The organism is Streptomyces sp. NPDC006643 (assembly GCF_042870175.1).
GTDB lineage: Bacteria > Actinomycetota > Actinomycetes > Streptomycetales > Streptomycetaceae > Streptomyces.
On sequence record NZ_JBIAHA010000043.1, the window covers coordinates 12,721 to 37,293 of the forward strand.

15 protein-coding genes are annotated in these 24,573 nt (G+C 68.2%); 13 read left to right on the forward strand and 2 right to left on the reverse strand.

Translation table 11 applies throughout. The annotated features are described in order from the left end of the window. Nucleotides 1–11: 11 nt before the first annotated feature. On the reverse strand, nucleotides 12–653 hold the full coding sequence (locus ACFYNU_RS37630; protein ID WP_356596751.1) for an SMI1/KNR4 family protein: 642 nt from the start codon (nucleotides 651–653) through the stop codon (nucleotides 12–14). A 270-nt stretch (nucleotides 654–923) separates the two neighbouring features. Here ACFYNU_RS37630 and ACFYNU_RS37635 point away from each other — a divergent pair, with 270 nt between their 5' ends. From ACFYNU_RS37635 to ACFYNU_RS37660, 6 genes are all read left to right on the forward strand, one after another. Further along, nucleotides 924–1,253 (forward strand): hypothetical protein, encoded by a 330-nt coding sequence (locus ACFYNU_RS37635; RefSeq protein ID WP_356596753.1) that lies wholly within the window; start codon nucleotides 924–926, stop codon nucleotides 1,251–1,253. A gap of 44 nt (nucleotides 1,254–1,297) precedes the next feature. Beyond that, the gene (locus tag ACFYNU_RS37640; RefSeq protein ID WP_356596777.1) at nucleotides 1,298–1,600 is read left to right on the forward strand and encodes a hypothetical protein; all 303 of its coding nucleotides are present in this window, start codon (nucleotides 1,298–1,300) and stop codon (nucleotides 1,598–1,600) included. Nucleotides 1,601–1,639: 39 nt separating this feature from the next. After that, a complete protein-coding gene (locus tag ACFYNU_RS37645; RefSeq protein WP_356596755.1) occupies nucleotides 1,640–2,035 on the forward strand; it encodes a hypothetical protein in 396 nt (131 codons plus the stop codon). Between the two features lie 168 nt (nucleotides 2,036–2,203). After that, the gene (locus tag ACFYNU_RS37650; RefSeq protein ID WP_356596757.1) at nucleotides 2,204–2,749 is read left to right on the forward strand and encodes a hypothetical protein; all 546 of its coding nucleotides are present in this window, start codon (nucleotides 2,204–2,206) and stop codon (nucleotides 2,747–2,749) included. Between the two features lie 98 nt (nucleotides 2,750–2,847). Further along, the gene (locus tag ACFYNU_RS37655) at nucleotides 2,848–3,927 is read left to right on the forward strand and encodes a histidine kinase (protein WP_356596779.1); all 1,080 of its coding nucleotides are present in this window, start codon (nucleotides 2,848–2,850) and stop codon (nucleotides 3,925–3,927) included. Next, on the forward strand, nucleotides 3,924–4,589 hold the full coding sequence (locus ACFYNU_RS37660; protein WP_356596759.1) for a response regulator transcription factor: 666 nt from the start codon (nucleotides 3,924–3,926) through the stop codon (nucleotides 4,587–4,589). Before ACFYNU_RS37655 ends, ACFYNU_RS37660 begins: the two co-directional genes overlap by 4 nt. 95 nt (nucleotides 4,590–4,684) lie before the next feature. Here ACFYNU_RS37660 and ACFYNU_RS37665 read toward each other — a convergent pair whose 3' ends face one another. Further along, nucleotides 4,685–5,536 (reverse strand): alpha/beta hydrolase, encoded by an 852-nt coding sequence (locus tag ACFYNU_RS37665; RefSeq protein WP_356596761.1) that lies wholly within the window; start codon nucleotides 5,534–5,536, stop codon nucleotides 4,685–4,687. 137 nt (nucleotides 5,537–5,673) lie between these two features. Here ACFYNU_RS37665 and ACFYNU_RS37670 point away from each other — a divergent pair, with 137 nt between their 5' ends. From ACFYNU_RS37670 to ACFYNU_RS37700, 7 genes are all read left to right on the forward strand, one after another. Further along, nucleotides 5,674–6,075: a helix-turn-helix domain-containing protein gene (locus ACFYNU_RS37670; RefSeq protein WP_356596763.1), complete on the forward strand. Its 402-nt coding sequence runs from the start codon at nucleotides 5,674–5,676 to the stop codon at nucleotides 6,073–6,075. Nucleotides 6,076–6,355: 280 nt separating this feature from the next. After that, nucleotides 6,356–6,913, forward strand: a complete 558-nt coding sequence (locus ACFYNU_RS37675) for a hypothetical protein (RefSeq protein ID WP_356596765.1) — start codon at nucleotides 6,356–6,358, stop codon at nucleotides 6,911–6,913. Nucleotides 6,914–6,922: 9 nt separating this feature from the next. Further along, nucleotides 6,923–7,864: a serine protease gene (locus ACFYNU_RS37680; RefSeq protein WP_356596767.1), complete on the forward strand. Its 942-nt coding sequence runs from the start codon at nucleotides 6,923–6,925 to the stop codon at nucleotides 7,862–7,864. A 10-nt stretch (nucleotides 7,865–7,874) separates the two neighbouring features. Next, on the forward strand, nucleotides 7,875–9,032 hold the full coding sequence (locus ACFYNU_RS37685) for a serine/threonine-protein kinase (protein WP_356596769.1): 1,158 nt from the start codon (nucleotides 7,875–7,877) through the stop codon (nucleotides 9,030–9,032). Between the two features lie 5 nt (nucleotides 9,033–9,037). Continuing rightward, on the forward strand, nucleotides 9,038–10,243 hold the full coding sequence (locus ACFYNU_RS37690) for a hypothetical protein (protein WP_356596771.1): 1,206 nt from the start codon (nucleotides 9,038–9,040) through the stop codon (nucleotides 10,241–10,243). A 659-nt stretch (nucleotides 10,244–10,902) separates the two neighbouring features. Continuing rightward, on the forward strand, nucleotides 10,903–12,195 hold the full coding sequence (locus ACFYNU_RS37695; protein ID WP_356596773.1) for a sulfotransferase: 1,293 nt from the start codon (nucleotides 10,903–10,905) through the stop codon (nucleotides 12,193–12,195). A gap of 87 nt (nucleotides 12,196–12,282) precedes the next feature. Further along, on the forward strand, nucleotides 12,283–24,573 hold a 12,291-nt coding region (locus tag ACFYNU_RS37700; RefSeq protein ID WP_388768609.1), incomplete at its 3' end, for an SDR family NAD(P)-dependent oxidoreductase.

The window sequence follows — 24,573 nt, forward strand, 5'->3', positions numbered from 1 at the left end:
GCCGACGCCGGTCAGCACTTCTTCGCCGGCCCGACCGGGGCGGGCCTCAGCGGGTGACCGTGCAGTTCGGAGCAACCTTCCTCGTCCCACCACAGCCCGCCTTGCGCGGTGAGGTAGGGGTGCAGCCTGCGGACGTCTCCGCCTTCGTGCAGTGCTCGCGCGACTGCGTGGAGAAGGCTCGCAAGGCCGGGCCAGGAATCGTTGAAGTCGCCGCCACCGCTGTGGCCCGCCCAGCCGAGACGCAGGGCCTCTGGTCCAGGACGCAGGTCGATCACCTGCGTCGCACCATCGTCACTTTCGGCCCAGGGAACCCAGAGCGGGTGCCACCAAGGCTCGTCGTCCCAGGGGCGGGCGGTCAGGCCCTCGTTCTCCGCCGCGACGGTCATGCGAGTCTGCCAATGTTCCACGATGCCGCTCACCGCGAGCGGCGACTGCTCCGGCAGGATGGACGTCCAGGTGCTCACGCCGTTGTGGCATTGGAGAGACTCAACGAGATCACCCGGCATCGGGGTGCCGAGGATCCGTTCCGCGTGTCGGATCTCGTCAGACGTCGCCGGTGGATTGAGGAGCACGAAATCAGCGGCAACGTGCGTCTCCAGCCAGGCGTCGATCAGGCGCCAGGAATCCGACGGGGTCAAGGTCTTCGGTGCCATGGCGTCATCCTGCCCCACACGTCCGACAAGCGGATCGAGGACCCCTGCCGGCCGATGAACGGGGCTCAGCCAGCTCCCTCTGAACGCGCGTTGCGGCGGTATCAAGAGTTTCTGGCAACACTATTTTGACCGGCATCGTGGGAGGGGGCGGCCGACTTCGTGGACAGTGAACTGCGGCGTGCGGCCGTCGTGACGCTCGGCCGGCTCGGGCGAAGCGATGACTGGCGTGACCGGGCGGATGCCGGTCACAGCCTGGCAGGGTTCGCCGAGATGCCGGAGGCCGTAGAGCCGCTGCTGCGACTTGTGCTCGATCCTGGTGACACCTACGTCACCCGGCGGACCGCGGAGGGCTTGCTCCGGCGAAAAGACCGGGCCGGACTCGCGTTAGTCGCGTCGGCACTGGCCGTCGCCAACGACAACCTCGCCGATCACATCCACGCCGCGATCGTCGATGTCTTCGGCATCTTCTCGGCCGACCTGGACGAGGCGCTACGGCTCTGCGAGGAGATGTCGGGCGACACCGACCATCGTGTCGCCCGGGGAGCCCGTCGGCTGCGCGAAAGCCTGGCGGAGATCGATCCCGTTCTCCGCCCCTCGTAGCAGGGGTGCGATCGCACCGTCATCATTGACCGGTGACCACATGGATGCGCTGCTACTGGGACGAGGAAGACACCTGGTTCTACTTCGAATTCGACGCTGAAGGCTGGGTCATCCGGCAGGTCGAACTCGAAGGGCCTGAGCTGACGCCGGTCGCGGCTGCCTCCCTCGCCGAGTGGCAGCGGGCCCGTGACGCGGGCCGCCTCGACGAGTACGACAGCAGGTTCGGGATCACGGCCGAGCCACCGCTCTCGGAATGGGAAGGTCACGACCCCGAGGAACTCACTTCCGAGGAGTTCGAGGACGTCTGGGTGCCCGCCCGTCGCCGGCTCGCATCCCGGCCCAGCTGACCTCTCGGCCCAGCAGAGGCTTCTTGGCATCATCTCGACATGACCCCGACCCTTCCCCGTACCGTCCGGACCGTCGACACCGCTCAGCTCCTGGATCTGGCCCAAGAGGCCACCCTGCACGGCTTCAGCCGGCGGCTCCCGGTCGATTGGCTCCAAGAGCACCTCGCCGCAGAGGCCACGCACTACCTGTTCCCGACACTTGTGCACCGGCTCGCACACCGTCCCGAGACGTCGCCGCAGTGGAGGTGCCGGCAACTGCTGACCGTCAGCACCGGCGAACAGATCCTGGGTCTTCTCGACGTCATGCCCAGCACCTTCGACAAGATCCCGGAGACCCTGGACGTGGCGTCCAAGACTGACATCGTCAGCCGCATCGAGCGAGCGGTGTCAGTGCGCGAGTGGGTGGAACAGATGGCTGCCGATACGGGTGCGTGACGCGCCCCCCGACAGCGGCGGAAGTCGTACCAGCGGGTACCGGCGGATGGGCTGTTTCCCGAAGGCGTACGACGTGCCGGCCCCGCACGGACGCGCCACCGGACCTCCACCCCGGACTCCACCCATGGGTCCAGGTGCGAGAAGCCTTGTCGTAGAAGGCTTGCGGGCATGACGACAACCGACTGGATCATCGACATCGCCCTCATCCTCATCGTCTTCCGGCAGCTCCGGGAAGGCCGGCTCGACCTCAAGACCTTCCTGCTGCCGCTGGGCATCGTGGCCTTCGTGGCGCACAGCTACCTCGACTCGATCCCCACCGCGGGCAACGACCTGGTGCTGATCGGCGCTCTGATGGGGATAGGCGCCGTCCTCGGCATCGCCGGCGGTATCTACACCCGGATCCGCTCCGCCGGCGGCCATCTCCTGATCAAGGCGGGCGCGGTCTCCGCGATCCTGTGGGTGCTCGGCATGGGCGCCCGGATGGGTTTCCAGATGTGGACCGAGCACGGGGGCGGTGCCGATGACGTCGCCCGCTTCAGCCTCGCCCGCCACATCACCAGCGAGCAGGCCTGGGTCGCGGCGTTCGTACTGATGGCGCTCACCGAGGTGGTCACCCGGCTGGCCACGATCTACGTGCGGAGCCGGCTGGTCGACCGTACGCAGCAGGTCACGGCGGCGGTCCCCACCGCGTCCCTCTCCGGCCGCGGCGCCTGACCGTGGGCTATGGTCGCGCCGTGCCCGCAACCGACGACAACCCTCGGCCGTTTCTGCTGAGCGATCCCCGGAGGCAGTGGGCCGCGAACATCGCGATCATGGCCGCCGGGATCATCACGATCCGGCCGATGGGCTTCAGCGGTCGCGGGGCGGCGGTCCTCGCCCTCTTCGTGATCAGCTGCGCGGGGCTGCTGATCCGGACCCTGTCCGTGGCCAGGGTGCCCAACCGCGTCGCCGTGGTCTGGCTGACGCTCGCGGTCGTCGCGGCGGCGGCGCTGATCGGGGTCAGCCGCAGCGGGACGAGCTACCTCTTCGCCTTCTTCGTCGCCGGCCACATCGGCTACCGGCTGGAGACCAGACCGGCCCTCGTCCTCGCGACGCTGTGCAGTCTGCTGTGCGGGGGAGTCCTGTACTTCCAGCTCGGCCCCGGATACCACGAGCTGCCCTGGATTCTCGGCCTCGCCACCGGCACCCCGGTCCTCGCCGGCATCGCCAACCGCAACCGCCGGCGCGCCGTCGAGGCCGCGATCTCGGCGGCCGAATCCGCCGAGCGGGCCGCCCGCGCCGAGGCCCAGGCCGCGGTACTGACCGAACGCAGCAGGATCGCCCGGGACGTACACGATGTCCTGGCGCACTCCCTCGCAGGGATCAACATGCAACTGGAGCTGGCCGACGCGCTGCTCGACACCGGAGACCTGGACAAGGTCCGCGAGGCCAACGACAAGGCGCACAGCATGGTCAAGGAGAGCCTGAAACAGGCGCAGTGGACGGTGCACGCTTTGCGTGAGGACGCCCTGCCGCTGCTGGAAAGCCTCACCGCGATGCTCGAATCCTCCGGCCACCGCGATGTCCTGACCGTCGCCGGTACCGTACGCCAGGTGCCGGCGCAGGTGACCCAGAATCTGCTGCGGATCGCCCAGGAGTCACTGACCAACGCCGCCCGGCACGCGCCCGGTGGCGAGGTACGCGTCGGGTTGACGTTCGCCGACACGTCGACCGTGCTGCGGATCCGCAACCGCCCCGCGACCCGCACGGTGACCCGGGACGCCGGCAGCGGTATGGGGCTGATCGGCATGCGTGAACGCGTCGCCCTGCTGGGCGGCACCATCACCGCGGGCCCGGTCACCGAAGGACCGGACCAGGGCGGCTGGCAAGTGGAGGCAAGGATCCCGGGATGAGCGAACCGACCGAGTACCAACAACCGTTGCGTGTGATCGTCGCCGACGACCAGGCCGCCGTACGAGAGCCGCTCGCGGCGATGCTCGGGCTCTCCCCGGACATCGACGTCGTCGCCGCGGCGGCGGACGGGTACGAGGTACTGACCGCTGTGGCCGCCCAACCGGTCGACGTCGTACTGATGGACCTGCGCATGCCGCGCATGGACGGGACCGAGGCGACCCGGCGGCTGACCGAGGAACACCCCGAGGTGGCCGTGGTCGTGCTGACCACCTTCGCCGACGACGACTCGATCCTGTCCGCGCTGAGCGCCGGCGCCCGCGGCTATCTGACCAAGAACTCCGGTCGCCAGGACATCATCCGGGCCATCCGGGCCGCCGCAGCCGGGCAGTCCGTACTCGACCGCGAGGTGCAGAACCGGCTGCTCGCCACCGCCAGGGCCGAGCCCTCGGCGCCGAAGGAGTCGCTGCCGCAGGACATCACCCCGCGCGAGCGCGAAGTGCTCACGCTGATCGGCCAGGGCCTGCCCAACCGGGCCATCGCCGAGCAGCTCTTCATCAGCGAGGCCACGGTCAAGACGCACATCAACAATCTCTTCGCCAAGGCCGGCATCCGCGACAGGGCCGACGCCGTACGCCGCGCGATTTCGGCAGGGCTGGCCTGACTCAAGATCATCCGGTGGTGGCTGCTGGTGCTGGGCTCAGCTTGGCCGGCCCCATCCAGGGTGTGCGTCGAATGTCGGCGGCTGTCCGGGTCCGGTCACGTTGCGAGCGTGTCCTCGCTGGCCAGGAACGGAGTCAGCAGCGCGAGCAGGGCGTGCGGTCGGTGCAGGGGAATGATGTGGCCGCAGTCCTCGATGACGTGTCCGGTGAGGTTGTCGGTTACGGGACGGAGTTGGCGCTCCAGCGCGGCGCCGACCGGGTGTGCGCCCAGCGCCATCGTCGGCACCGTCAGACGGGCGGTGGTGACGGCCTGCGAGATCTGCACTGCGCTTTCGGGCAGCGCCCGGTAGTACGAGAACGCGCGGCTCAACGCAGCGCTGCCCGTGTACGCGTGGACAAAGGCGTCCCGGATGGCAGGGGGCACCCCGTCGCCGAGCGTGCCGGTGTGCAGGAACCAGTCGATGTAGGCGGCCTCGTGGCCTTCCAGCACGGTCTCGGCGAGGCCGGGCCCGGCGGTGTGGAAGCCGAACCACCACGGCGGCCCGCCGGCGAGGAAGTCCTCGGCGCCGGGCAGCCCGCCCAGCACGGACTCCATGAGGACCACGCGGCGGACGAGACCGGGGTGGCGCAGGGCGAGGAGGAAGGCCGCAGGGGTACCCGCGTCGATAGCCACCACGGCGGCCGAAGACACGCCGAGTTCGGTGAGAAGCGCTGCGGCATCCTCGGCCAGGGTGCCGGCGTCGTATCCGGTGGCGGCCGGGCTGCTCGCGCCGAATCCGCGCAGGTCCGGCGCGATGACGCGGTAGCGGTCGGACAGGTCGGCCATGATGTCCGTCCATAGTTCCCAGGTGTGCGGAAAGCCGTGCAGCAGCAGGACGGCCGGGCCGGATCCGGCGAGGGCGACGTTGAGTTCGACACCGTTGAGAGGGACACGCCGCAGTTCGGGCACGGAAGGACTCCAGGGGTGGTGAGCGATCAGTGGTGAGGACGGTGCTGAACGGTGGTGAGCGATGGTGACAAGGTCACGCTAGGGAACTAGCCTGGTCCGTCCAAGACGGCACTTTCCCCTCAGGTGGTGAGCCCCGGGTGACCACGTCCGTGCCCGGCGAACCCGGTCGGCGGCCGGGTGAGCGCGGTGATCTGCTGGACCCGAACTGCCCGACCCGCCAGTTGCTCGACCGTATCGGCACCAAGTGGACGTCGATGGTGGTCAAGGTGCTGGCCGAGACGGCTCCGGACGAACTCCGGTTCGCGGAGCTTCGGCGTCGCATTCCGGGCATCTCGCAGAAGATGCTGTCCGTGACGTTGCAGAGTCTGGTCCGCGACGGCCTGGTCGCGCGCCGCGTGGAACCGACAGTGCCGCCCGCCGTCCACTATCGGCTCACCGAACTCGGCCTGTCCCTCGAAAGGCCGCTCGCCGCCCTGCGGGTCTGGGCCGAGACACACATGCCCGAGATCGACCGCAACAACCGGCTCGCCGGGGCCTAGGTAGGTAGGCACGGGTCGGTAGGACGTGGCCCGGGACCGATTCTCCGCGCCCCACGAACCCGATGGTGTGACTCTTCGCGCTCCCGCTTCGCGAAGTGCCCTTTCGTGGCAGGCTACTTGAGCATCGAAGTGGCGAGCAGACATCGGCGGGGTGCCCCAAGGAGGGCAAGCGAAGCGCCGGAGTGGTACGGGCGACAGAAGAGCGAGCGCTCAGTCTCCCCGACGCCAACTCGCCTATGGGGCAGAGAAGTTCGACTGCTGTGGCATACGAGGAGGGGCTGTGCCTGGTATCGGGGATACAGGTGACGAGGCCATCGGATCGGGCGGACTGGGCGGCGCGGGTGGCCTGGACGGAGCGGGTGGCCTGGGCGGAGTGGGCGGCGCGGGTGGACTGGGCGGAGCGGGCGAGGAGCCGGCCAACGAGACGACGGCGGGGCCTCCGCTCGCCGGGATCGCGCTCGCCGTCGCCGTCATGGTCATCGTGCTGTGGCTCGGGCTCCTCGCCTGGCTGGTCTTCCATGCCGACACGGGCGACGTAACCTGGTCGCGTCTGCTCGTCGTCCTCGGTTCCCTGGAAGCAATCGCGTTCGCGGCCATCGGTGCCTTGTTCGGTACATCGATGCAGCGGCAGCGGGTGGCAGACCTGACCGCCCGTACCGAGTCCGCCGAGTCCCGCGCGGACGCCAACGCGACCGCGGCGCTCAACGGCCACCGACTGGCCGCGGCGGTCCAGGCGACCCGCGCCCCCGGCAGTGGGTCGGGCGCGGAGCAGCTCTCGGCCGATGGGCGGTCCGGCGACCCCCTGCTCGATCTGGCCAACCGGCTGTTCCCGGGCTGAGGCATCACCGTGGACACCATCGGAAGGCTGGTCCGTGACGGCGAGCCTCTCGGAACCGCGTTCGTCCTTACCGCCGACGGGCTCGCCGCGACCGCCGCGCATGTCCTTGATACGCGCCCGGCCGCGCGATGGACCTTCGAGCCGATCGCCGCGCCCGGAGTCTCGCTCCCCGTCGACTGCTCGCTGCCCTCGGACAGCGCGGCCGACGTGGCCCTCGTCCGCGTTCACGAAGCCGACGACTGGAAGCCGATGACGCTCGCCTCGCACACGAGCGCCACCCCCGGCGACCCGGTCCTCCTGCGTGGCTTCGCCGACTCCCGCGACTACGACTCCGGCGTCGGCCACTATGTCGGCGCCACCTCGCAGTTCGGCCGGTCCTGGGTGAAGGTGAGCTGCCGGCATGCCCAGCCGGGCATGAGCGGCGCACCGGTACTGCTCACCGGGACGGGCAGCGTCATCGGCGTCGTGTCGGCCCGCCTCAACTCGCAACACTGGAACCGCGACACCGTGCTGCTCGCCCCGGCCGAACAACTCGTCGCACTCGCCCCCGACCGCCTGCGTCTCGCCCCGCTGGTGCACCGATTCTCCGATGGAACGTTGAGGTTGTCGTGGCTACGCGGCGACGCCACGGAACTCATCCTGGAGACCGACGACTTCACCGTCTCGTTCGGTCGCAACGCACACAACCGTGTCTATCTGCCGGACCACCGGGACAGCCGCTTCCACGGCCATCTCACGCTGATCGGTACAACGTTGACGTACCGGCACCTAGGGTCCCACCCCGCCTTCCTGGCCGGTGCCACCCGCCAGTTGAAGCTGGCCAAGGGGGAGTCGTGCCCGGTCGGGGACAAGGACCGGCTGACCGTCGCGAGCGGAACGATGCTGGTGGAGTTCTCCGCGCCCGACCTCTTCGACCCGAACGCGGGCGTGACGCCGGAAACACCCGAGTGAGCGGAGGAACATGCACACCGACACCGGTCCGACGGCCGATGGACCGTGGGCGCCACCGCCACCGCCCGAGGGCGCTCCCGCCGCGATCGGCGAGGTGCTGTCCGGCCGCTGGTCGGTGGCGGAGCTCCGCCGCGGCGGGCAGGCATGGGTCCTCATAGTCGACGATCTCGAAGAGGGTGGCCGGCGCGCGATCAAGACCCCGCTCTCCGGCACGCTCGCCGGCGACGACGAACTCGCCATGCTGCTTGAGCTCGAACCGCACCCGCACACCGTCACCACGCTCGACGTCATCGACGTACGCGGGCGGCCCGGCATCGTCCTCGACTACGCGCCCTCGACCCTGACCGACCTGATCCGGTCGCGGCACGGTCCCGGACTCGCCCCACTGATGCAGCAGGTGTGCGCCGGCATGGCCCACCTGTCCCGGATCACCGAGGTCGCCCACCTCGACCTCAAACCCTCCAACGTGCTCATCGACCACACAGGCCAGGCAAAAGTCGCCGACTTCGGCCTGGCGCGGCACGTACGCCTCCACAACGGCCGCTTCGCCGGCGCGCGGGGCGGCACCTGGCCCTACGCCGCGCCCGAGGTCCTGCGGCAAGAACCCTGCGACACCCGCGCGGACATCTTCTCCTTCGGCGTGATCCTCTACGAGGCATGCACGGGCAGGCTCCCCTACCCCTTCGCCCTGGCGTCCGACCCGGTCGCACAGCGGGAGCAACTGCTGGACTACTACACGTCCGAGGGCCCGAGACTCCGTGACCAGGAGCTCTACTACTGGGGCCGGCAGGAGCTGACCCAAGTGCCCGTCCGCCCGCCCAGCGAGGGCATCAGCATCCTGCTGTCGAGCTGCCTGGACCGGCATGTGTCGGAGCGTCCGCAGTCGTTCCGGATGCTCGCCGACATGCTCGCCAGAGGCGTCCGCAACCCACCGGTCGACACCCCGGCACAGCCCCTGTCCACGATCGATCGCCAGCAGCGGGCGTTCGCGCTGGCCCGCGTATGGATCCGACAAGGCCGGATCGACGCGGCCCTGACCGTACTCAACCGACTCATGGCCGCGCCCCTTCCGCCAGAGGTCTTCGCGACCGTACGGCAGACGACGGTGCAGGTGCTGTCCGACGCAGGGCGGCATGCCGAGGCAGCCGAACTAACTGATTGGCGGTGAACACCGTGCGGCGATTCGAACTTTCCGACTGGCAACAGGGGAGCTACGAGACGGACCTGCGGGATACGGTCGACAGGCTGCTGAGGCAAGACAGGAACCGTACCGCGCTGGACGAAGTCCTCCACCGGCTGCGCCGTGATCCGGAGAACACCGACGCCCTGCTCGTGGCGCTCATGATCCTCAGTCAGGGCCGTACCGCCGCGCTCAACTCACCTGAGCCGACGACCGATACGCAGCGGCACCACGCGCTGCTCGCGCCGATCGTGACCGAGTGCTCGGCCTGTCGCAACCGCTGGTTCTCACCGCACGCGACGTTTCTCACCCTGGGTGACGTGGAGATCCAGCCGATCAACCCGATGGGCCTACAGTGCCGGAAATGCCGGTACACCCTGTGCAGGGAGTGCTTGAAGAGGAGCGACGCACCCTCCTACACGGATTCAGTCGACATGCCGGTGTCGATCGTCGGCGACTGCGCCAATCCCGGCTGCGGAACCGAGATCCTTCAGGCACCAGTGCTGCCCACCGGCCGCTACGACGTGACACCGACGGATCCCGACACCATCGAAGGCGTGGTCGTCGTCCGGGAGGGCCCCATCCGCCCGACGACGGAAGTGGCTCTCGCAGTGGTGACCAAGTTCCTCCCCCTCATCCCGGACGATGCTCCGCTCCTCCACATCCGTCGCGCCTCGCCCGGCACCATGCGGAGCGAGGCCACCCGCGACGGGCTCGCCCAGTCCCTGCTGCTTGACCTGGAACGCGAAGGGACGCTGGTCCCGGGCGCCTGGGTGCGCTCCCGGCGCATGCACATCCTGGCGGGTACAGCTCAGGACACCGACTACCTGATCACCGTGGTCCGAAAGAGTGACCGACGTCAGTCACCCGCCGCCCCGCCCGCCGGTGTCGGCTGGAGTACGTACACGTACCTGCTGCAATTCCTCGCGGGCAACGGTGGCTGGGGCCTGCTCCGCGACCCGCACACCGACAAGCTCTTCGCAGGCACTCTCGGCGCCGTCGCGGCGCCGGCCGAGATGCTCCCCGACATCGCCCGAGAAGTAATCCACCACTTCGACGACGTAGCACGCCGACGCCGTGTCGTGTTCTTCGAGGGAGACCTCACGCAGCGGGAGGTCGGGCCCGCCGCGGACGAGGTGTACGGCGTCTTCGAGGAAGGGAACGAATCGCTGCTGCCGTACTCAGAGGGGTCAGGGTGAACGGGATGCGTGATGCGTAAGTGATCTGACCACTTGGCGTCCACGAACGATCGCGCCGCGCAGGAGACCGCGTCCGTACGCGCGGGAGACCGCACTCGTACGCGCACGAGACGGCACCCGTACGCGCGGGAGACCGCACCCGTACGGTCACGAGAGCGCACCCGCCGTCGCCTGTCGCCCGGACGGCGTTCGCGAGTGCGAGCCGGCTGATGGTTCCCGCTTGGGCCGTTTGCTGAACGTATCGCCCAGGCTGCCGCTTTCCGGCTGCGGCTGGTCTCCGTCTCCATCCCACGCGGTACGCGCCCGACGCGCGGGTTCATACCGCGCGAGGCAACAGGTTTCCCGCTCGCACCCACGAGACGGGTCCGGGTAGCCGTAATACTGGGCGCCGAGACCGGAACGTAATAAGGAACGGGAGCCCGCGATGTCCGCGACGACGACCGCATCCAAGCACGATCCCACCCACGCGGCACCGCCGTCCGACGGCAAGAGAGCGGCGCTTCAGTAAGAAGGTTTCCGATACGGCCGCAGATCTGCCTGCCTGCCGTCCCGCCTTCCTGCCTTCCTGCCTGTTTCCTTCCTTCTCCTTCCTTCTCCTTCTTGTCTTCAAGTTTCGCCGGATCTGCGACAGTTGACGTCCCGAAAGGCAGTTGAGGCCCATGCGTTCGGATGCGACAAAGGGAAGTTCCTCGCCGAACCCGGCCCAACCCATCGGCGGATATCGACTGCCGTGGCCGATCCGAACGATCAACCGGGTCCTCGATCCGGCCGGAAACCGGCTGTGGCCCGTCGATCCCACCAAGCTCGCCAACCGGGCCAGAGCCACGACCGGACTGTCTGATTTCGGCGATCTGGCTCCTTTCGAAGAGCCACTGGAAATCCTGTGCCGCTCGGCCAACCAGGAGGCCGGTCTCAGCGTTTTCGGCCGCCTGATGGTCCGCCAACTGCTCACGCGGCCGATGATTCACCGACTGCGTCTGACCGATCTCGCGGCCCGGCGGCCCGAGATATTCGAGAAACCGGTCACCGCACCGGTGTTCGTGGTGGGCATGCCCCGAAGCGGAACCACCTTCCTGCATCGGACCATGGCGCGTGACCATGCCTGGCACCACATGCCGTTCTGGGAATCACTGGATCCGATCCCGGCCGGCGGCACCCGGCCCGGCAGCGGGCCCGATCCACGCGTCCGCGCAGGTGAGCGGTTCGTACGCGCCATGAACTGGCTGTTCCCCGGATTCGTGGACAGCCATGAGATAGCCAATGACGAACCCGAAGAGGAAATGCCGCTGCTCGACGCCGGACATGTGTCGCTTCAGTTCAGTTCTGGCTACTTCCCGGAGTACACCCGGTGGTACACCAACGCCGATCATTCCGGCGGATATCGGCTACTCCGGCAGTACCTCCAGGCCATGCAGGCCGACCGGCCGGACGGTGGCCGCTGGCTGCTCAAGACGCCTACGCACCTGGAGATGCTGCGCCCGCTGACGACGGTGTTCGGCGACGCCACGGTGGTGCAGACCCACCGCGATCCGATCTCCTCGCTGGTCTCTCTCGCCGCACTAGGCACGTTCTCCACCGGAATGATGCTGAGGAATCCCGATCTACACCAGACTGGCGAGTTGTGCGCGAACTACATCGAGCGGTCACTGCGTTCGATGGTGGAGTACCGCGACAGTGCCGAAGGGATCGCGAACAGGGGGCGGTTCGTCGACGTCGCGTTCGGTGATCTGGTCGGTGATCCGATGGGCACAGTGACCCGCATCTCCTCGGCGGTCGGTCATGAACCGGACGCCACCGCCAAGGAAGAAATGCGCGCTTTCGCGACAAAGACTGACGGGCATCGCAGCAGGCAGCGATTCACGATGGAGGACTTCGGGCTCGACAAGAACGAATTGCGTGAGCGGTTCAAGTTCTATTACGAGCGATTCGACGTGCCGATGGATCACGGCTAGACGTTCCAGGCGATTCCTTGATTTCCCGAAGGCAGTCCCGGCCGCTGCCGCGTCCCCTTGTCACGAGTGCTACCCGAGAGAACTCCGATGACTGAATCCTCTGCGGACCAGGACACCTCCCAGGACCAGGACCAGGACCAGGGCTGGGGGCGGGACAACGCCCGGGGCCAGGACGATGCCCAGGACCCGATCGCCGTTGTCGGAGTGTCGTGCCGATTGCCGCATGCCGCGAATCCGGCGGCTTTCTGGGACCTGTTGCGCGACGGTGTGGACGCGATCTCGACGACTCCCGCGACTCGTTGGGACACCGCGGACACCGCAGACGGCTCTGGCCCCGGCCCCGACGCGGTCGGTACGGGGTTCGGAGGCTACTTGGAGGGCGTCGACCTCTTCGACGCGGCGTTCTTCGGGATCTCACCACGCGAGGCCGCAGCGATCGACCCACAGCAGCGGCTGATGCTGGAGCTGAGCTGGGAAGCGCTGGAAGACGCGGGGATCGTCCCGGACCGGGTGCGCGGAGCCCGTATCGGCGTTTTCACCGGAGCGAACAAGGACGACTACGCGGCTCTTCTGCACCGCCGCGGGCTGGACGCGATCACCGCGCACAGCAACACCGGTGTGCAGCGCGGAATGATCGCCAACCGAGTGTCGTACACGCTCGGGCTGAGCGGCCCGAGCATCACCGTGGACACCGCGCAGTCGTCGTCACTGGTCGCCGTGCATCTCGCCTGTGAAAGCCTGCGCCGTGGCGAGTGCTCCAGCGCGATCGTCGGCGGGGTCATGCTCAACCTCAGCCCGCACGCGGCAGTCGAGCTGTCGAGGTTCGGCGGCCTGTCGCCCGACGGCCGATGTTTCACCTTCGACGCCAGGGCCAACGGGTTTGTCCGCGGTGAGGGCGGCGCGATGGTGGTGCTCAAGCCGTTGCGGCAGGCACTGGCCGATGGTGACCGGGTGTACTGCCTGATCCGTGGGAGCGCGGTCAACAACGACGGGGCGAGCGACGGGCTGACGGTGCCCAGCGCTGCCGCGCAGCAGGAGGTGATCCTGCGCGCGCACGAGAACGCCGGTGTGAGCCCTGCCGAGGTGCAGTACGTCGAGCTGCATGGCACGGGCACCCGGGTCGGTGACCCGATCGAGGCCGCCGCGCTGGGTGCTGCGGTGGGCGAGCGGCGGCGAGAGCACGGACCTGTGCGGGTCGGATCGGTCAAGACAAACATCGGGCACCTGGAGTCGGCGGCCGGCATCGCCGGCTTGTTGAAGGTCGTGCTGTCGGTCAGCCACCGGCGGATCCCGCCGAGCCTGAACTTCCGTGAGCCGAATCCGCAGATCTCGCTGACGGACCTGAACCTACGGGTGCAGACGGAGAGCAGCGAGTGGCCCGACGACGGGCGGCCACTGGTGGCCGGGGTGAGTTCGTTCGGCATGGGCGGTACCAATTGCCACGTTGTGGTGAGCGAGGTGACTGGTCCTGATCGTGCTGAGGGGCAGTGGGGCCCGGAGGACGTTCCGGGTGGGGCGGTGCCGTGGTTGGTGTCGGGGAGGTCGGCGGAGGCGCTTGAGGGGCAGGCTACTCGGCTGGCCGATTGGGCCGCCGAGTGCCCGGAGATGGATCCGGTCGTGGTGGGGCGGTCGTTGGCCATGTCGCGTTCGGTGTTTGAGCATCGGGGGGTGGTGGTGGCGGAGGATGTGGCGGGGTTTGTTGCTGGTCTTCGGGATTTGGGGACTTCCGCTGCGGTGGTTCGTGGTGTGGTGACGCCGGTTGGGTCTGGTCCGGTGTTTGTGTTTCCGGGGCAGGGTGCGCAGTGGGTGGGGATGGGGTTGGAGTTGTGGGATTCCGAGCCGGTGTTCGCGCGGTGGATGGAGCGGTGTGGGGCGGCGTTGGGGCCGTTGGTGGAGTGGTCGTTGCGGGATGCTCTTGCTGATCCGGTGTTGTTGGGGCGGGTTGATGTGGTGCAGCCGGTGTCGTGGGCGGTGATGGTGTCGCTGGCGGGGTTGTGGGCTTCTGTGGGTGTGGTTCCGTCGGTGGTGGTGGGTCATTCGCAGGGTGAGATTGCCGCGGCGACGGTGGCGGGCGGTCTGTCGTTGGAGGATGCGGCGCGGGTGGTGGTGTTGCGGAGTCGGGCGATCGTGACGTTGGCGGGTTCGGGTGGGATGGTGTCGGTTCCGGCGCCGCTGGGCCAGGTCGAGGAGTGGATTGCCCCGTGGGAGGGGTTGTCGGTGGCTGCGGTCAACGGCCCCGCTCAGGTGGTGGTCTCTGGGTCCGCGTCGGCGTGCGACGAGTTCGTGGCGGCCCATGCAGCTGAGGGCGTGCGGCGGATCGCGGTCGACTACGCGTCTCACTCGGCTCAAGTGGAGGTGATCGAGGCTCAGTTGGCTGCCGATCTAGCCGACCTCGTGCCGGTGAGTGGTGGGGTGCCGCTGTATTCGACGGTGGACGGGGCGGTGGTCGATACGGCGGGGCTCGACGGCGGGTACTGGTATCGGAATCTGCGTCAGCGGGTGCGTTTCGCGGAGGTCGTCGAGTCACTGGTGGAGGCGGGGCATCGTACGTTTGTCGAGGTCAGCGCCCACCCGGTTCTCTCGATGGCTGTGGAGCAGGCCGGTGAGGATCTGACGGTCACGGGCACCTTGCGCCGGGATGACGGTGGCCGGGGCCGCTGGCTGCGCTCACTCGCCCGTCTCCATGTCGCAGGCGTGGCGGTGGATTGGACCACTCAGCTCGGCGGCGCAGGTCGCGTCGCGGACCTGCCGACGTACGCCTTCCAGCGGAAGCGGTACTGGCTGCCGGATGCGTCCGCAGTGAGTCCGGACCATGGCAGGTCCCCAGCCTCCGAACTCGACTCTTTGCGGTACGAGGTCTGCTGGGCGCCGATCGGCCCCGTACTGGATCGGACACTGACTGGGCGATGGGTCGTGGCCGTACCTGCCGACCATCCGGAGGATGAGGCGGTCGGCCAGGTCCTCGCCGCGCTTTCGGACGACCGGGACGACTCCGTGCTCGTCCGTGTGGATCCGGGCCCGGCCCATCTGGACGCAGCCCTTGGGGACATGGGGCCGGTGGCTGGTGTGGTGTCGTTCCTGCACCCCGAGGCTTCCGCCGACATGGTGTCCGGCACTCCTGTGTGGTGCGTGACGACCGGTCGCACTGGTGAACCCGGGGAAGCACCGGGAGCGGAGTACGCGGAGTTCTGGGATCGGCCATCGGCTCCGGGTGGCGTTGGCGGTCGTCTTGAGCTGCCGCAGGAGTGGGACGCGACAGCCTCGCGCAGGCTGCGCGCCGTGCTGGCCGGTGAGTATGGAGAGGACCGCCTGGCCCTGAGCCCGGCCGGGGTGTTCGCCTGGCGGGTACGGTCGGCGCCTGTTCCGAGTGCGGCGCCGCGACGCCAGTGGCGTCCCTCGGGCACCGTACTGCTGGCAGGTGGTGGCACCGGACCGTCTGCCGAAGCGCTGGTCCGTTGGCTGGAGGGTGGCGGTGCGCGGGTCGTACGAGGCAGTGATCTGCCCGCCGGCCCGGACCTCACGGCGGTCCTGTATCTGCCGGAACCTGACCGCCTGCCCGATGCCGAGGCTCTTCGGCGGCTGCACGAGCAGAGTGCCGACCGTGAGTTGTCAGCGTTCGTGGTGGTGTCGCGTGCGAGTGCTCAACTGGGCCTCGACCCGGACTCCAATGGCCATGCCCAAGCGCTGATCCGACTGCGCAGGGCGAACTCCCTGCCAGGCACTGTTGTGGCGTGGCAGGACGGGGACATGCCCTCGGTCGAGGGCATGCGCCCCACCGATCCTGCCCGGCATGTCGAGGCGCTGACCAGTGCTGTTGAACACGACGCTCTGAGCGTCGTGGTCGCCGACCTGAGTAGCGAGCTGCGGGAAACGGTCGTGGACGGTCCTCGCCGCGACGAGCGGCGGCGAGGCCGTACGGGAGTCGTCGCCGGGCCGGGCGCGGACGTCAGCGAGTCGTACCTGCTCGACCTGATCCGTACGCACGCGGCTGCGGTGCTCGGCCATCCCGGAGCGCCGGACGTGGACGTCGACCGCAGTTTTCGGGAACAGGGCTCGGATTCCTACACAGCCGTGGAACTGCGCAACCGGCTCATAGCAGCCGTCGCTCTGGATCTGCCGTCGACTCTGCTCTTCGACTACCCGACACCCGCGCGGCTGGCCGCATACCTGCACCAACGCGTTTCAGGAGTGTCCGATTCGGATCACACGCCGTCCGATGCGGTCTTGGCGGCGACCGATGAGCCGGTCGCGATCGTGGGCATGGGGTGTCGTTTTCCGGGTGGGGTCGATTCTCCGGAGGCGTTGTGGGAGCTGCTGGCCGCCGGTGGTGAAGGACTGGCGGAGTTCCCCACTGACCGGGGTTGGGACGTTGAGGGGCTTTACGACCCGGACCGAATTCGCTCAGGTACGACCTACACCCGGCACGGGAGCTTCCTGGCCGAGGCGGGAATGTTCGATCCCGAGTTCTTCGGGATTTCGCCGCGCGAGGCGGTGGCGATGGATCCGCAGCAGCGGTTGGTGCTGGAGACGGCGTGGGAGGCGTTGGAGCGGGCCGGGATCGTCCCGGACTCGCTGCGCGGGTCGGACACGGGTGTGTATGTGGGTGTCGGCGGTTCCGACTACGGCTCGGTGCTGGCGTCCGGTTCGGACGAGGTCGACGGACATGTGCTTACCGGTAACGCGGTGAGTGTGGCTTCCGGGCGGGTGTCATATGCGCTGGGCTTGGAGGGCCCGGCGGTGACGGTGGATACGGCGTGTTCGTCGTCGTTGGTGGCGGTGCATCTGGCTGCGCAGGCGTTGCGGTCGGGTGAGTGCTCGATGGCGCTGGCCGGTGGTGTGACCGTGATGTCCACGCCCGACATGTTCGTGGAGTTCTCGCGGCAGGGTGGGCTGGCTGCGGATGGGCGTTGCAAGCCGTTCGCGGATGCTGCGGATGGCACCGGTTGGGGTGAGGGTGCGGGTGTGCTGGTGCTGGAGCGGTTGTCGGACGCCCGTCGGCGTGGGCATCGGGTGCTTGCGGTGCTGCGTGGGAGTGCCGTGAATCAGGACGGCGCGTCGAATGGTCTGACCGCGCCGAACGGGCCATCACAACAGCGCGTGATTCGGGCGGCGTTGGCGAGTGCGCGGCTGTCTTCGGCCGATGTTGATGTGGTGGAGGCGCACGGTACGGGTACGACGCTGGGTGACCCGATCGAGGCGCAGGCGCTGCTGGCGACCTATGGTCAGGACCGGCCGGCCGATCGGCCACTGCGGTTGGGGTCGGTGAAGTCGAACATCGGGCACACCCAGGCTGCTGCTGGTGTTGCCGGGATTATCAAGATGGTGCTGTCGATGCAGCATCGTGTGTTGCCGCGGACGTTGCATGTGGATATGGCGTCGTCGCATGTGGACTGGTCGGCCGGTGCGGTGGAGCTGCTGACTGAGCCGGTGCCGTGGGAGGCGGATGAGCGCCTGCGCCGGGCGGGTGTGTCCTCGTTCGGTATCTCCGGGACGAACGCCCACGTGATCCTTCAAGAGCCGGAAGAGGTACCGGCTGTGGAGCCGGCGGTGGTTGCTGGCGGGGCGGTGCCGTGGCTGCTTTCGGGGAGGTCGGCGGAGGCGCTTGAGGGGCAGGCTGCTCGGCTGGCCGATTGGGCCGCCGAGTGCCCGGAGATGGATCCGTTCGCGGTGGGGCGGTCGTTGGCTGCGACACGTTCGGTGTTTGAGCATCGGGCGGTGGTGGTTGCGGATGATGTGGCGGGGTTGGTGGCTGGGCTTCGGGATCTCGGGACTTCCGCTGCGGTGGTTCGTGGTGTGGTGACGCCGGTTGGGTCTGGTCCGGTGTTTGTGTTTCCGGGGCAGGGTGCGCAGTGGGTGGGGATGGGCCTGGAGTTGTGGGGCTCCGAGCCGGTGTTCGCGGAGTGGATGGAGCGGTGTGGGGCGGCGTTGGACCCGTTGGTGGACTGGTCGCTTCGTGACGCATTGGGTGATGAGGAACTGCTGGCGCGGGTTGATGTGGTGCAGCCGGTGTCGTGGGCGGTGATGGTGTCGCTGGCGGGGCTGTGGGCTTCTGTGGGTGTGGTTCCGTCGGTGGTGGTGGGTCATTCGCAGGGTGAGATTGCCGCCGCGACGGTGGCGGGCGGTCTGTCGTTGGAGGATGCGGCGCGGGTGGTGGTGTTGCGTAGTCGGGCGATCGTGGCATTGGCGGGCTCTGGTGGGATGGTGTCGGTTCCGGCGCCGCTTGACCAGGTCGAGGAGTGGATTGCCCCGTGGGAGGGGTTGTCGGTCGCGGCGGTCAACGGCCCCGCGCAGGTGGTCGTTTCCGGAGCCTCTGCCGACTGTGATGCGTTCGTGGCCCGGTATGCCGGTGAGAATGTGCGGCGGATCGCGGTCGACTACGCGTCTCACTCGGCCCAAGTGGAGTTGATCGAGGGCCAGTTGGCCGCTGATCTGGGCGGTCTCACGCCGGTCAGTGGTCAAGTGCCGTTGCATTCGACGGTGGACGGAGCGGTTGTTGATACGGCGGGGCTGGACGCCGCGTACTGGTATCGGAATCTGCGTCAGCGGGTGCGGTTTGCCGAGGTCGTCGAGTCACTTGTGGAGGCGGGGCATCGTACGTTCGTCGAGGTCAGCGCCCACCCGGTTCTTTCGATGGCCGTGGAGCAGGCCGGTGAGGATCTGACCGTCACCGGCACGCTGCGCCGGGACGACGGCGGCCGGGGGCGGTGGCTGCGCTCACTCGCCCGTCTCCATGTTGCGGGCGTGGCCGTGGACTGGACCACCCAGCTCGGTGGTGCAGGTCGTGTCACGGACCTGCCGACGTATGCGTTTCAGCGGGAGCGGTTCTGGCCCTCGGCGGCTGGGGCGAAGCCGGGGGATATGCGGGCGCTTGGGCAGGGTGAGTCTGGACACCCGCTGCTCGGTGCGGTGGTAGCCCTGGCGGGCGGTGACGCTGTCGTGTTGACGGGGCGGTTGTCGTTGTCGGCGTATCCGTGGCTGGCTGATCACGCGGTGCTGGGGTCGGTGCTGTTGCCGGGGACGGCTTTGCTGGATCTGGCGGTGCATGCGGGGGACCGTGTCGGGTGTGCGGTGGTGGAGGAGTTGACTCTTCAGGCTCCGTTGGTGCTGGCTGAGCAGGGTGGGGTGCAGGTTCAGGTGCGGGTCGCCGAGCCTGACGGTGCCGGGCGCCGAGGGGTGGGGATCTTCTCCCGCACAGGCGACGAGGACGAGTGGGTCCAGCACGCAGACGGTGTGCTGGGCACGCAAGCGACTGCCGCGCCGGTGCTGACCGGTGCCTGGCCGCCGGCGGGTGCGCTGCCAGTGCCGGTGGAGGGTGCTTATGAGCGCCTGGCTGACGAGGGTTATGGCTACGGTCTGGTGTTCCGGGGGCTTCGTGGAGTCTGGGAGTCCGGCACTGAGGTGTTTGCGGAGGTGGTGCTGCCTGAGCAGACCGAGGTGAATGGTTTTGGTGTTCATCCGGCTTTGTTGGATGCGGCGTTGCATCCGATTGGTCTGACGTCGTCGGCGGGGTCGGATGAAGAGGGTGTGCGGTTGCCCTTCGCGTGGAGTGGTGTGCAGGTGCACGCTACGGACGCGGTGATGGTGCGGGTTCGGTTGTCGCGTCGGGGGGACGGCGGGGTCGCCGTTGCTGCATTCGATCCGGCCGGGCAGCCGGTGTTCAGCGCCGAGTCGCTGATGCTGCGACCGCTCACCGCGGATCTGTCCTTGGCCGGTGCGGGGGAGACGGCTCGGTCGCTGTTCGGGGTCGACTGGCAGCCGTTGAGCGTTCGAGACACTGCGGAGGCGGTGGACTGGGCCTGGCACGGCCGGGTCGACGGCGAGCTGCCCGCAGTGGTGGTGGTCGACGTTCCCGTTGCCTCGGGCGAGGGCCCGGGACCGGTGCATGAGGTGACCGGGGTGGTGCTGGGCTGGTTGCAGGAGTGGCTGGCCGACCCTGCCACTCAAGACTCCCGACTGGTGTTGATCACGCGAGGCGGGGCTGACGGGAGTGATCTGGCCGCTGCTGCGGTGACGGGGCTGATGCGTTCTGCGCAGTCCGAGCATCCAGGCCGGTTTGTTCTCCTGGACGCAGAAGTGGGCGCTGATCTCGATGCCGTCCTGCCTGCGGTGGTGGGTAGTGGTGAGCCCGAACTCACGCTGCGTGGTGGTCTGTTGCAGGTGCGGCGTCTGGTGCGTGCGGCGGGTGCTGGTCAACCGGCGTCGTCGGATGGGATGGCTGCGGGCACCGTGGTGATCACCGGTGGGACCGGTGTGCTGGGGGCAATGCTGGCCCGGCATCTCGTGACCGCCCACGGCGTCCGTGATCTGCTGTTGCTTTCCCGCCGAGGACTGGATGCCCCGGGCGCGGATGAACTCGTCCCAGAGCTGGTCGAGTTGGGAGCGCGGGTGACAGTTGTGGCGTGCGATGTGTCCGATCGCGAGGCCCTGGCGGCCGTACTGGGCACCGTACCTCCCGAACGTCCGGTGTCGGGTGTCGTGCACGCGGCTGGTGTTCTCGACGACGCGACCATCGAATCCGCGACTCCGGAGCGCCAAGCCGAGGTCCTGCGGGTGAAGGTGGATGCGGCCTGGCATCTTCACGAACTAACCCGGGATCTCGATCTCGGGTTCTTCGTCGTGTATTCCTCGGCGGCGGCCACGCTCGGCTCGGCCGGGCAGGGAAGTTACGCGGCGGCCAATGCCGCGTTGGATGCTCTGATGCAGCAGCGGCGGTCGGCCGGGCTGGTCGGGCAGTCGATGGCGTGGGGGCTGTGGGCGCAGAGCTCAGAGATGACCGGAGGCCTTGGCGCGGCGGATCTGGCGCGATGGGCGCGGACCGGGGTTCGGGCGCTGTCCGACGAGCAGGGCCTGGCGCTGTTCGACGCGGCGATGCGCCTGGACCGGCCGTTGGTCGTGACGGCGCGGCTGGATGTGGCAGCCATGCGGGCCGCCGGAACCGGCTCGTTGTTGTTGAGCGGGTTGACGGGCGTTCCGGGGCGGCGGTCCGCCGCCACGACCGGTGGCGGCGGCGAACTGGCCGCCCGGCTGGCCGCGTTGCCTGCGGAGGAGCGCTACGAGACGGTTCTGGATCTGGTACGTACCCAAGCGGCCACCGTCCTGGGCCACACCTCGGCTGTTCGCGTCGACGCCGATGCGACTTTCCGTGATGGGGGGTTCGATTCACTGACGGCTGTCGAGCTGCGTAACCGTCTCACCGCCGTGACCGGGCTACGACTGCCGGCAACCCTGGTCTTCGACTACCCGACCTCGCGGCTGCTGGCCGGGTTCGTGCTGGCCGAGGTCATGGGCGAGCGGGCGGATGAGACCCCTGCGCGCGGGAGGGCGGCGGCCGACTCCCTGGACGAGCCGATAGCCATCGTAGGAATGGGATGCCGATTCCCGGGCGATGTGAATTCCCCCGAAGAACTGTGGAAGCTGTTGGCCGCCGGATCCGAGGCAATATCCGAATTCCCGACCGACCGCGGCTGGGATCTGGCCGGCCTTTACGACCCGGAGCGGCGTCGCCCGGGAACCACCTACACCCGCCATGGTGGATTCCTGCTGGATGCGGCGGAGTTCGATGCTGGGTTCTTCGGGATTTCGCCGCGTGAGGCGGTGGCGATGGATCCGCAGCAGCGGTTGGTGCTGGAGACGGCGTGGGAGGCGTTGGAGCGGTCGGGGATCGTGCCGGATTCGCTGCGTGGCAGTGCTACTGGTGTCTATCTCGGGTTGATGTATCACGACTACGCGGCTCAGATGGCGTTGAGTCCGGGCGACAACGAGGGATTCAACGGCACCGGCAACTACGGGAGCGTTCTCACCGGGCGGGTGTCGTACGCGTTGGGCTTGGAGGGCCCGGCGGTGACGGTGGACACGGCGTGTTCGTCGTCGTTGGTGGCGGTGCATCTGGCTGCTCAGGCGTTGCGTTCCGGTGAGTGTTCGATGGCGCTGGCAGGTGGGGTCACGGTGCTGTCCAGCCCAGAAGTCTTCGTGGAGTTCTCGCGGCAGGGCGGGCTGGCTGCGGATGGTCGTTGCAAGCCGTTCGCGGATGCTGCGGATGGTACTGGGTGGGGTGAGGGCGCCGGGGTTCTGGTGCTGGAACGCTTGTCGGATGCTCGGCGGAACGGGCATCGGGTGTTGGCGGTGCTGCGTGGAAGTGCGGTGAATCAGGACGGGGCGTCCAACGGCCTGACTGCGCCGAATGGTCCTTCCCAACAGCGCGTGATTCGGGCGGCGTTGGCGAGTGCGCGGTTGTCCTCCGCCGATGTGGATGTGGTGGAGGCCCACGGCACCGGTACGAAGCTGGGTGATCCGATCGAAGCCCAGGCGTTGCTGGCTACGTACGGTCAGGATCGGTCGGCTGATCGGCCACTGCGGCTCGGGTCGGTGAAGTCGAACATCGGGCACACCCAGGCCGCCGCCGGTGTGGCCGGGATTATCAAGATGGTGCTGGCGATGCAGCACGGTGTCCTGCCGCAGACGTTGCACGTCGACGCCCCCTCGTCGCACGTGGACTGGTCGACGGGTGCGGTGGAGCTGCTGACTGAGTCGGTGTCGTGGGAGACGGACGGTCGTCCGCGCCGGGCGGGCGTGTCGTCGTTCGGTATCTCCGGGACGAACGCCCACGTGATCCTTGAAGAGCCGGAAGAGGCGCCAGCTGTGGAGCCGGCGGTGGTTGCCGGTGGTGTCGTGCCGTGGCTGGTGTCGGCGAAGACGCCGCAGGCGCTGCGCGAGCAGGCCGACAGGTTGAGCCGATGGGCTGAGGAGCAGCCAGATATTGATGTGGTCGCGGTGGGTCGTGCGTTGGCCACGAGTCGGTCGGTGTTTGAGCATCGGGCGGTGGTGCTGGGACGTGACCGGCAGTCGTTGGTGGACGGTGTGCAGGCGCTTGCTGGGGACCGGTCGGGTGTGGGGGTGGTGACTGGCCTGGCGGGTTCGGGTCGGTTGGCGGTGGTGTTCTCGGGTCAGGGGAGTCAACGCCCCAGCATGGGTGCGGAGTTGGCGGCTGTGTTTCCGGTGTTTGCTGAGGCGTTCGATGAGGTGTGTGGGGAGTTGGATCGGCATTTGCCGTGTCCGTTGCGGGATGTGATCAGTGGTGAGCCGGGTCCGGGTCTGTTGGATGAGACGTTGTATACGCAGGCTGGGTTGTTTGCGGTGCAGGTGGCGTTGTTCCGTCTGACTTCGTCGTGGGGTGTGGTGCCGGAGTGGGTTGCTGGTCATTCGATCGGTGAGTTGAGTGCCGCGTATGTGGCGGGTGTGTGGGATCTGGCGGATGCGGCTGCGGTGGTTGCGGCGCGGGGTCGGTTGATGCAGGAGTTGCCGTCGGGCGGTGCGATGGTGGCGCTGTCGGCGACTGAGGCCGAGGCGCTGGAGTTGATCGGTGAGCGGACCACCGTAGGCCTAGCGGCGGTGAACGGGCCGGCGTCGACGGTGATTTCCGGTGCTGAGGACGTTGTGGAGGAGTTGGCTCAGCGGTGGCGTGAACAGGGTGGTAAGGCCCGTCGCCTGCGGGTCAGTCACGCATTCCACTCCCCGCTGATGGAGCCGATGCTCGATCCCTTCGCGCGTGTGCTGGAGCAAGTGACCTTCCGGGAGCCTCGGATCCCTGTCGTCTCGGGTCTCCCAGGGGCGGATCTGACTGATCCGGCGTACTGGGTGCGGCATGTCCGGGACACCGTGCGCTACCACGACGCGGTCCTCAAACTGCGTGAACACGGCGCCGATCTGTTCCTGGAGGCAGGTCCGTCAGGGGCGTTGAGCGCGATGGCCACGGCGGACAGCGGTGGAGTATGGCTGCCTGGGATGCGGGCCGACCGTGACGAGCCGGAAACCCTGCTGACCGCAGTGGCCGGGGCGTACACCCACGGGGCCACCGTGAACTGGAATGCCCTCCTCGGAACCCGACCGGGCAACAACCCCGTCTCGTCGTCGCTGCCGACGTATGCGTTCCAGCGGGAGCGGTTCTGGCCTGAGGGGTTGGGTCGGGGTGTTGATGGTGGTGTGGTTGATGGTTTGGGTGCTGATTTCTGGGATGCGGTGGAGCGTGAGGATGTGTCGGTGGTGTTGCCGGCGCTGGCGTCGTTGCGGCAGCGGCGGGCGCGTTCGGTGGTGGATGGGTGGCGTTACGGGGTGGGGTGGTCGTTGCTGCCGGAGGCGTCTGGGGGCGTGCTGGGTGGTGTGTGGGCGGTTGTGGCTGTTGAGGGGGCCGGTGATGATGTCGCGGCCGGTTTGATGTCGGGGGGTGCCGAGGTGCTGCGGGTCGATCTCGACCGGATCCATGAGTCGGGGTTGCCGGATGTGGGGTTGTTGGCTGGTGCGGTGGTGGTGGTTGGTGAGGGTCGTGAGTGTGCGGGGCAGTTGTTGGCGGTTGCTCAGGTGTGGGGTTCGGTGCCGTTGTGG

What these genes read in the sequence shown, in the direction of transcription:
- ACFYNU_RS37630 (WP_356596751.1), bottom strand. Translation starts at nt 653, where the DNA reads ATGGCACCGAAGACCTTGACCCCGTCGGATTCCTGGCGCCTGATCGAC.
- ACFYNU_RS37635 (WP_356596753.1), top strand. Translation starts at nt 924, where the DNA reads ATGCCGGAGGCCGTAGAGCCGCTGCTGCGACTTGTGCTCGATCCTGGT.
- ACFYNU_RS37640 (WP_356596777.1), top strand. Translation starts at nt 1,298, where the DNA reads ATGCGCTGCTACTGGGACGAGGAAGACACCTGGTTCTACTTCGAATTC.
- ACFYNU_RS37645 (WP_356596755.1), top strand. Translation starts at nt 1,640, where the DNA reads ATGACCCCGACCCTTCCCCGTACCGTCCGGACCGTCGACACCGCTCAG.
- ACFYNU_RS37650 (WP_356596757.1), top strand. Translation starts at nt 2,204, where the DNA reads ATGACGACAACCGACTGGATCATCGACATCGCCCTCATCCTCATCGTC.
- ACFYNU_RS37655 (WP_356596779.1), top strand. Translation starts at nt 2,848, where the DNA reads ATGGCCGCCGGGATCATCACGATCCGGCCGATGGGCTTCAGCGGTCGC.
- ACFYNU_RS37660 (WP_356596759.1), top strand. Translation starts at nt 3,924, where the DNA reads ATGAGCGAACCGACCGAGTACCAACAACCGTTGCGTGTGATCGTCGCC.
- ACFYNU_RS37685 (WP_356596769.1), top strand. Translation starts at nt 7,875, where the DNA reads ATGCACACCGACACCGGTCCGACGGCCGATGGACCGTGGGCGCCACCG.
- ACFYNU_RS37695 (WP_356596773.1), top strand. Translation starts at nt 10,903, where the DNA reads ATGCGTTCGGATGCGACAAAGGGAAGTTCCTCGCCGAACCCGGCCCAA.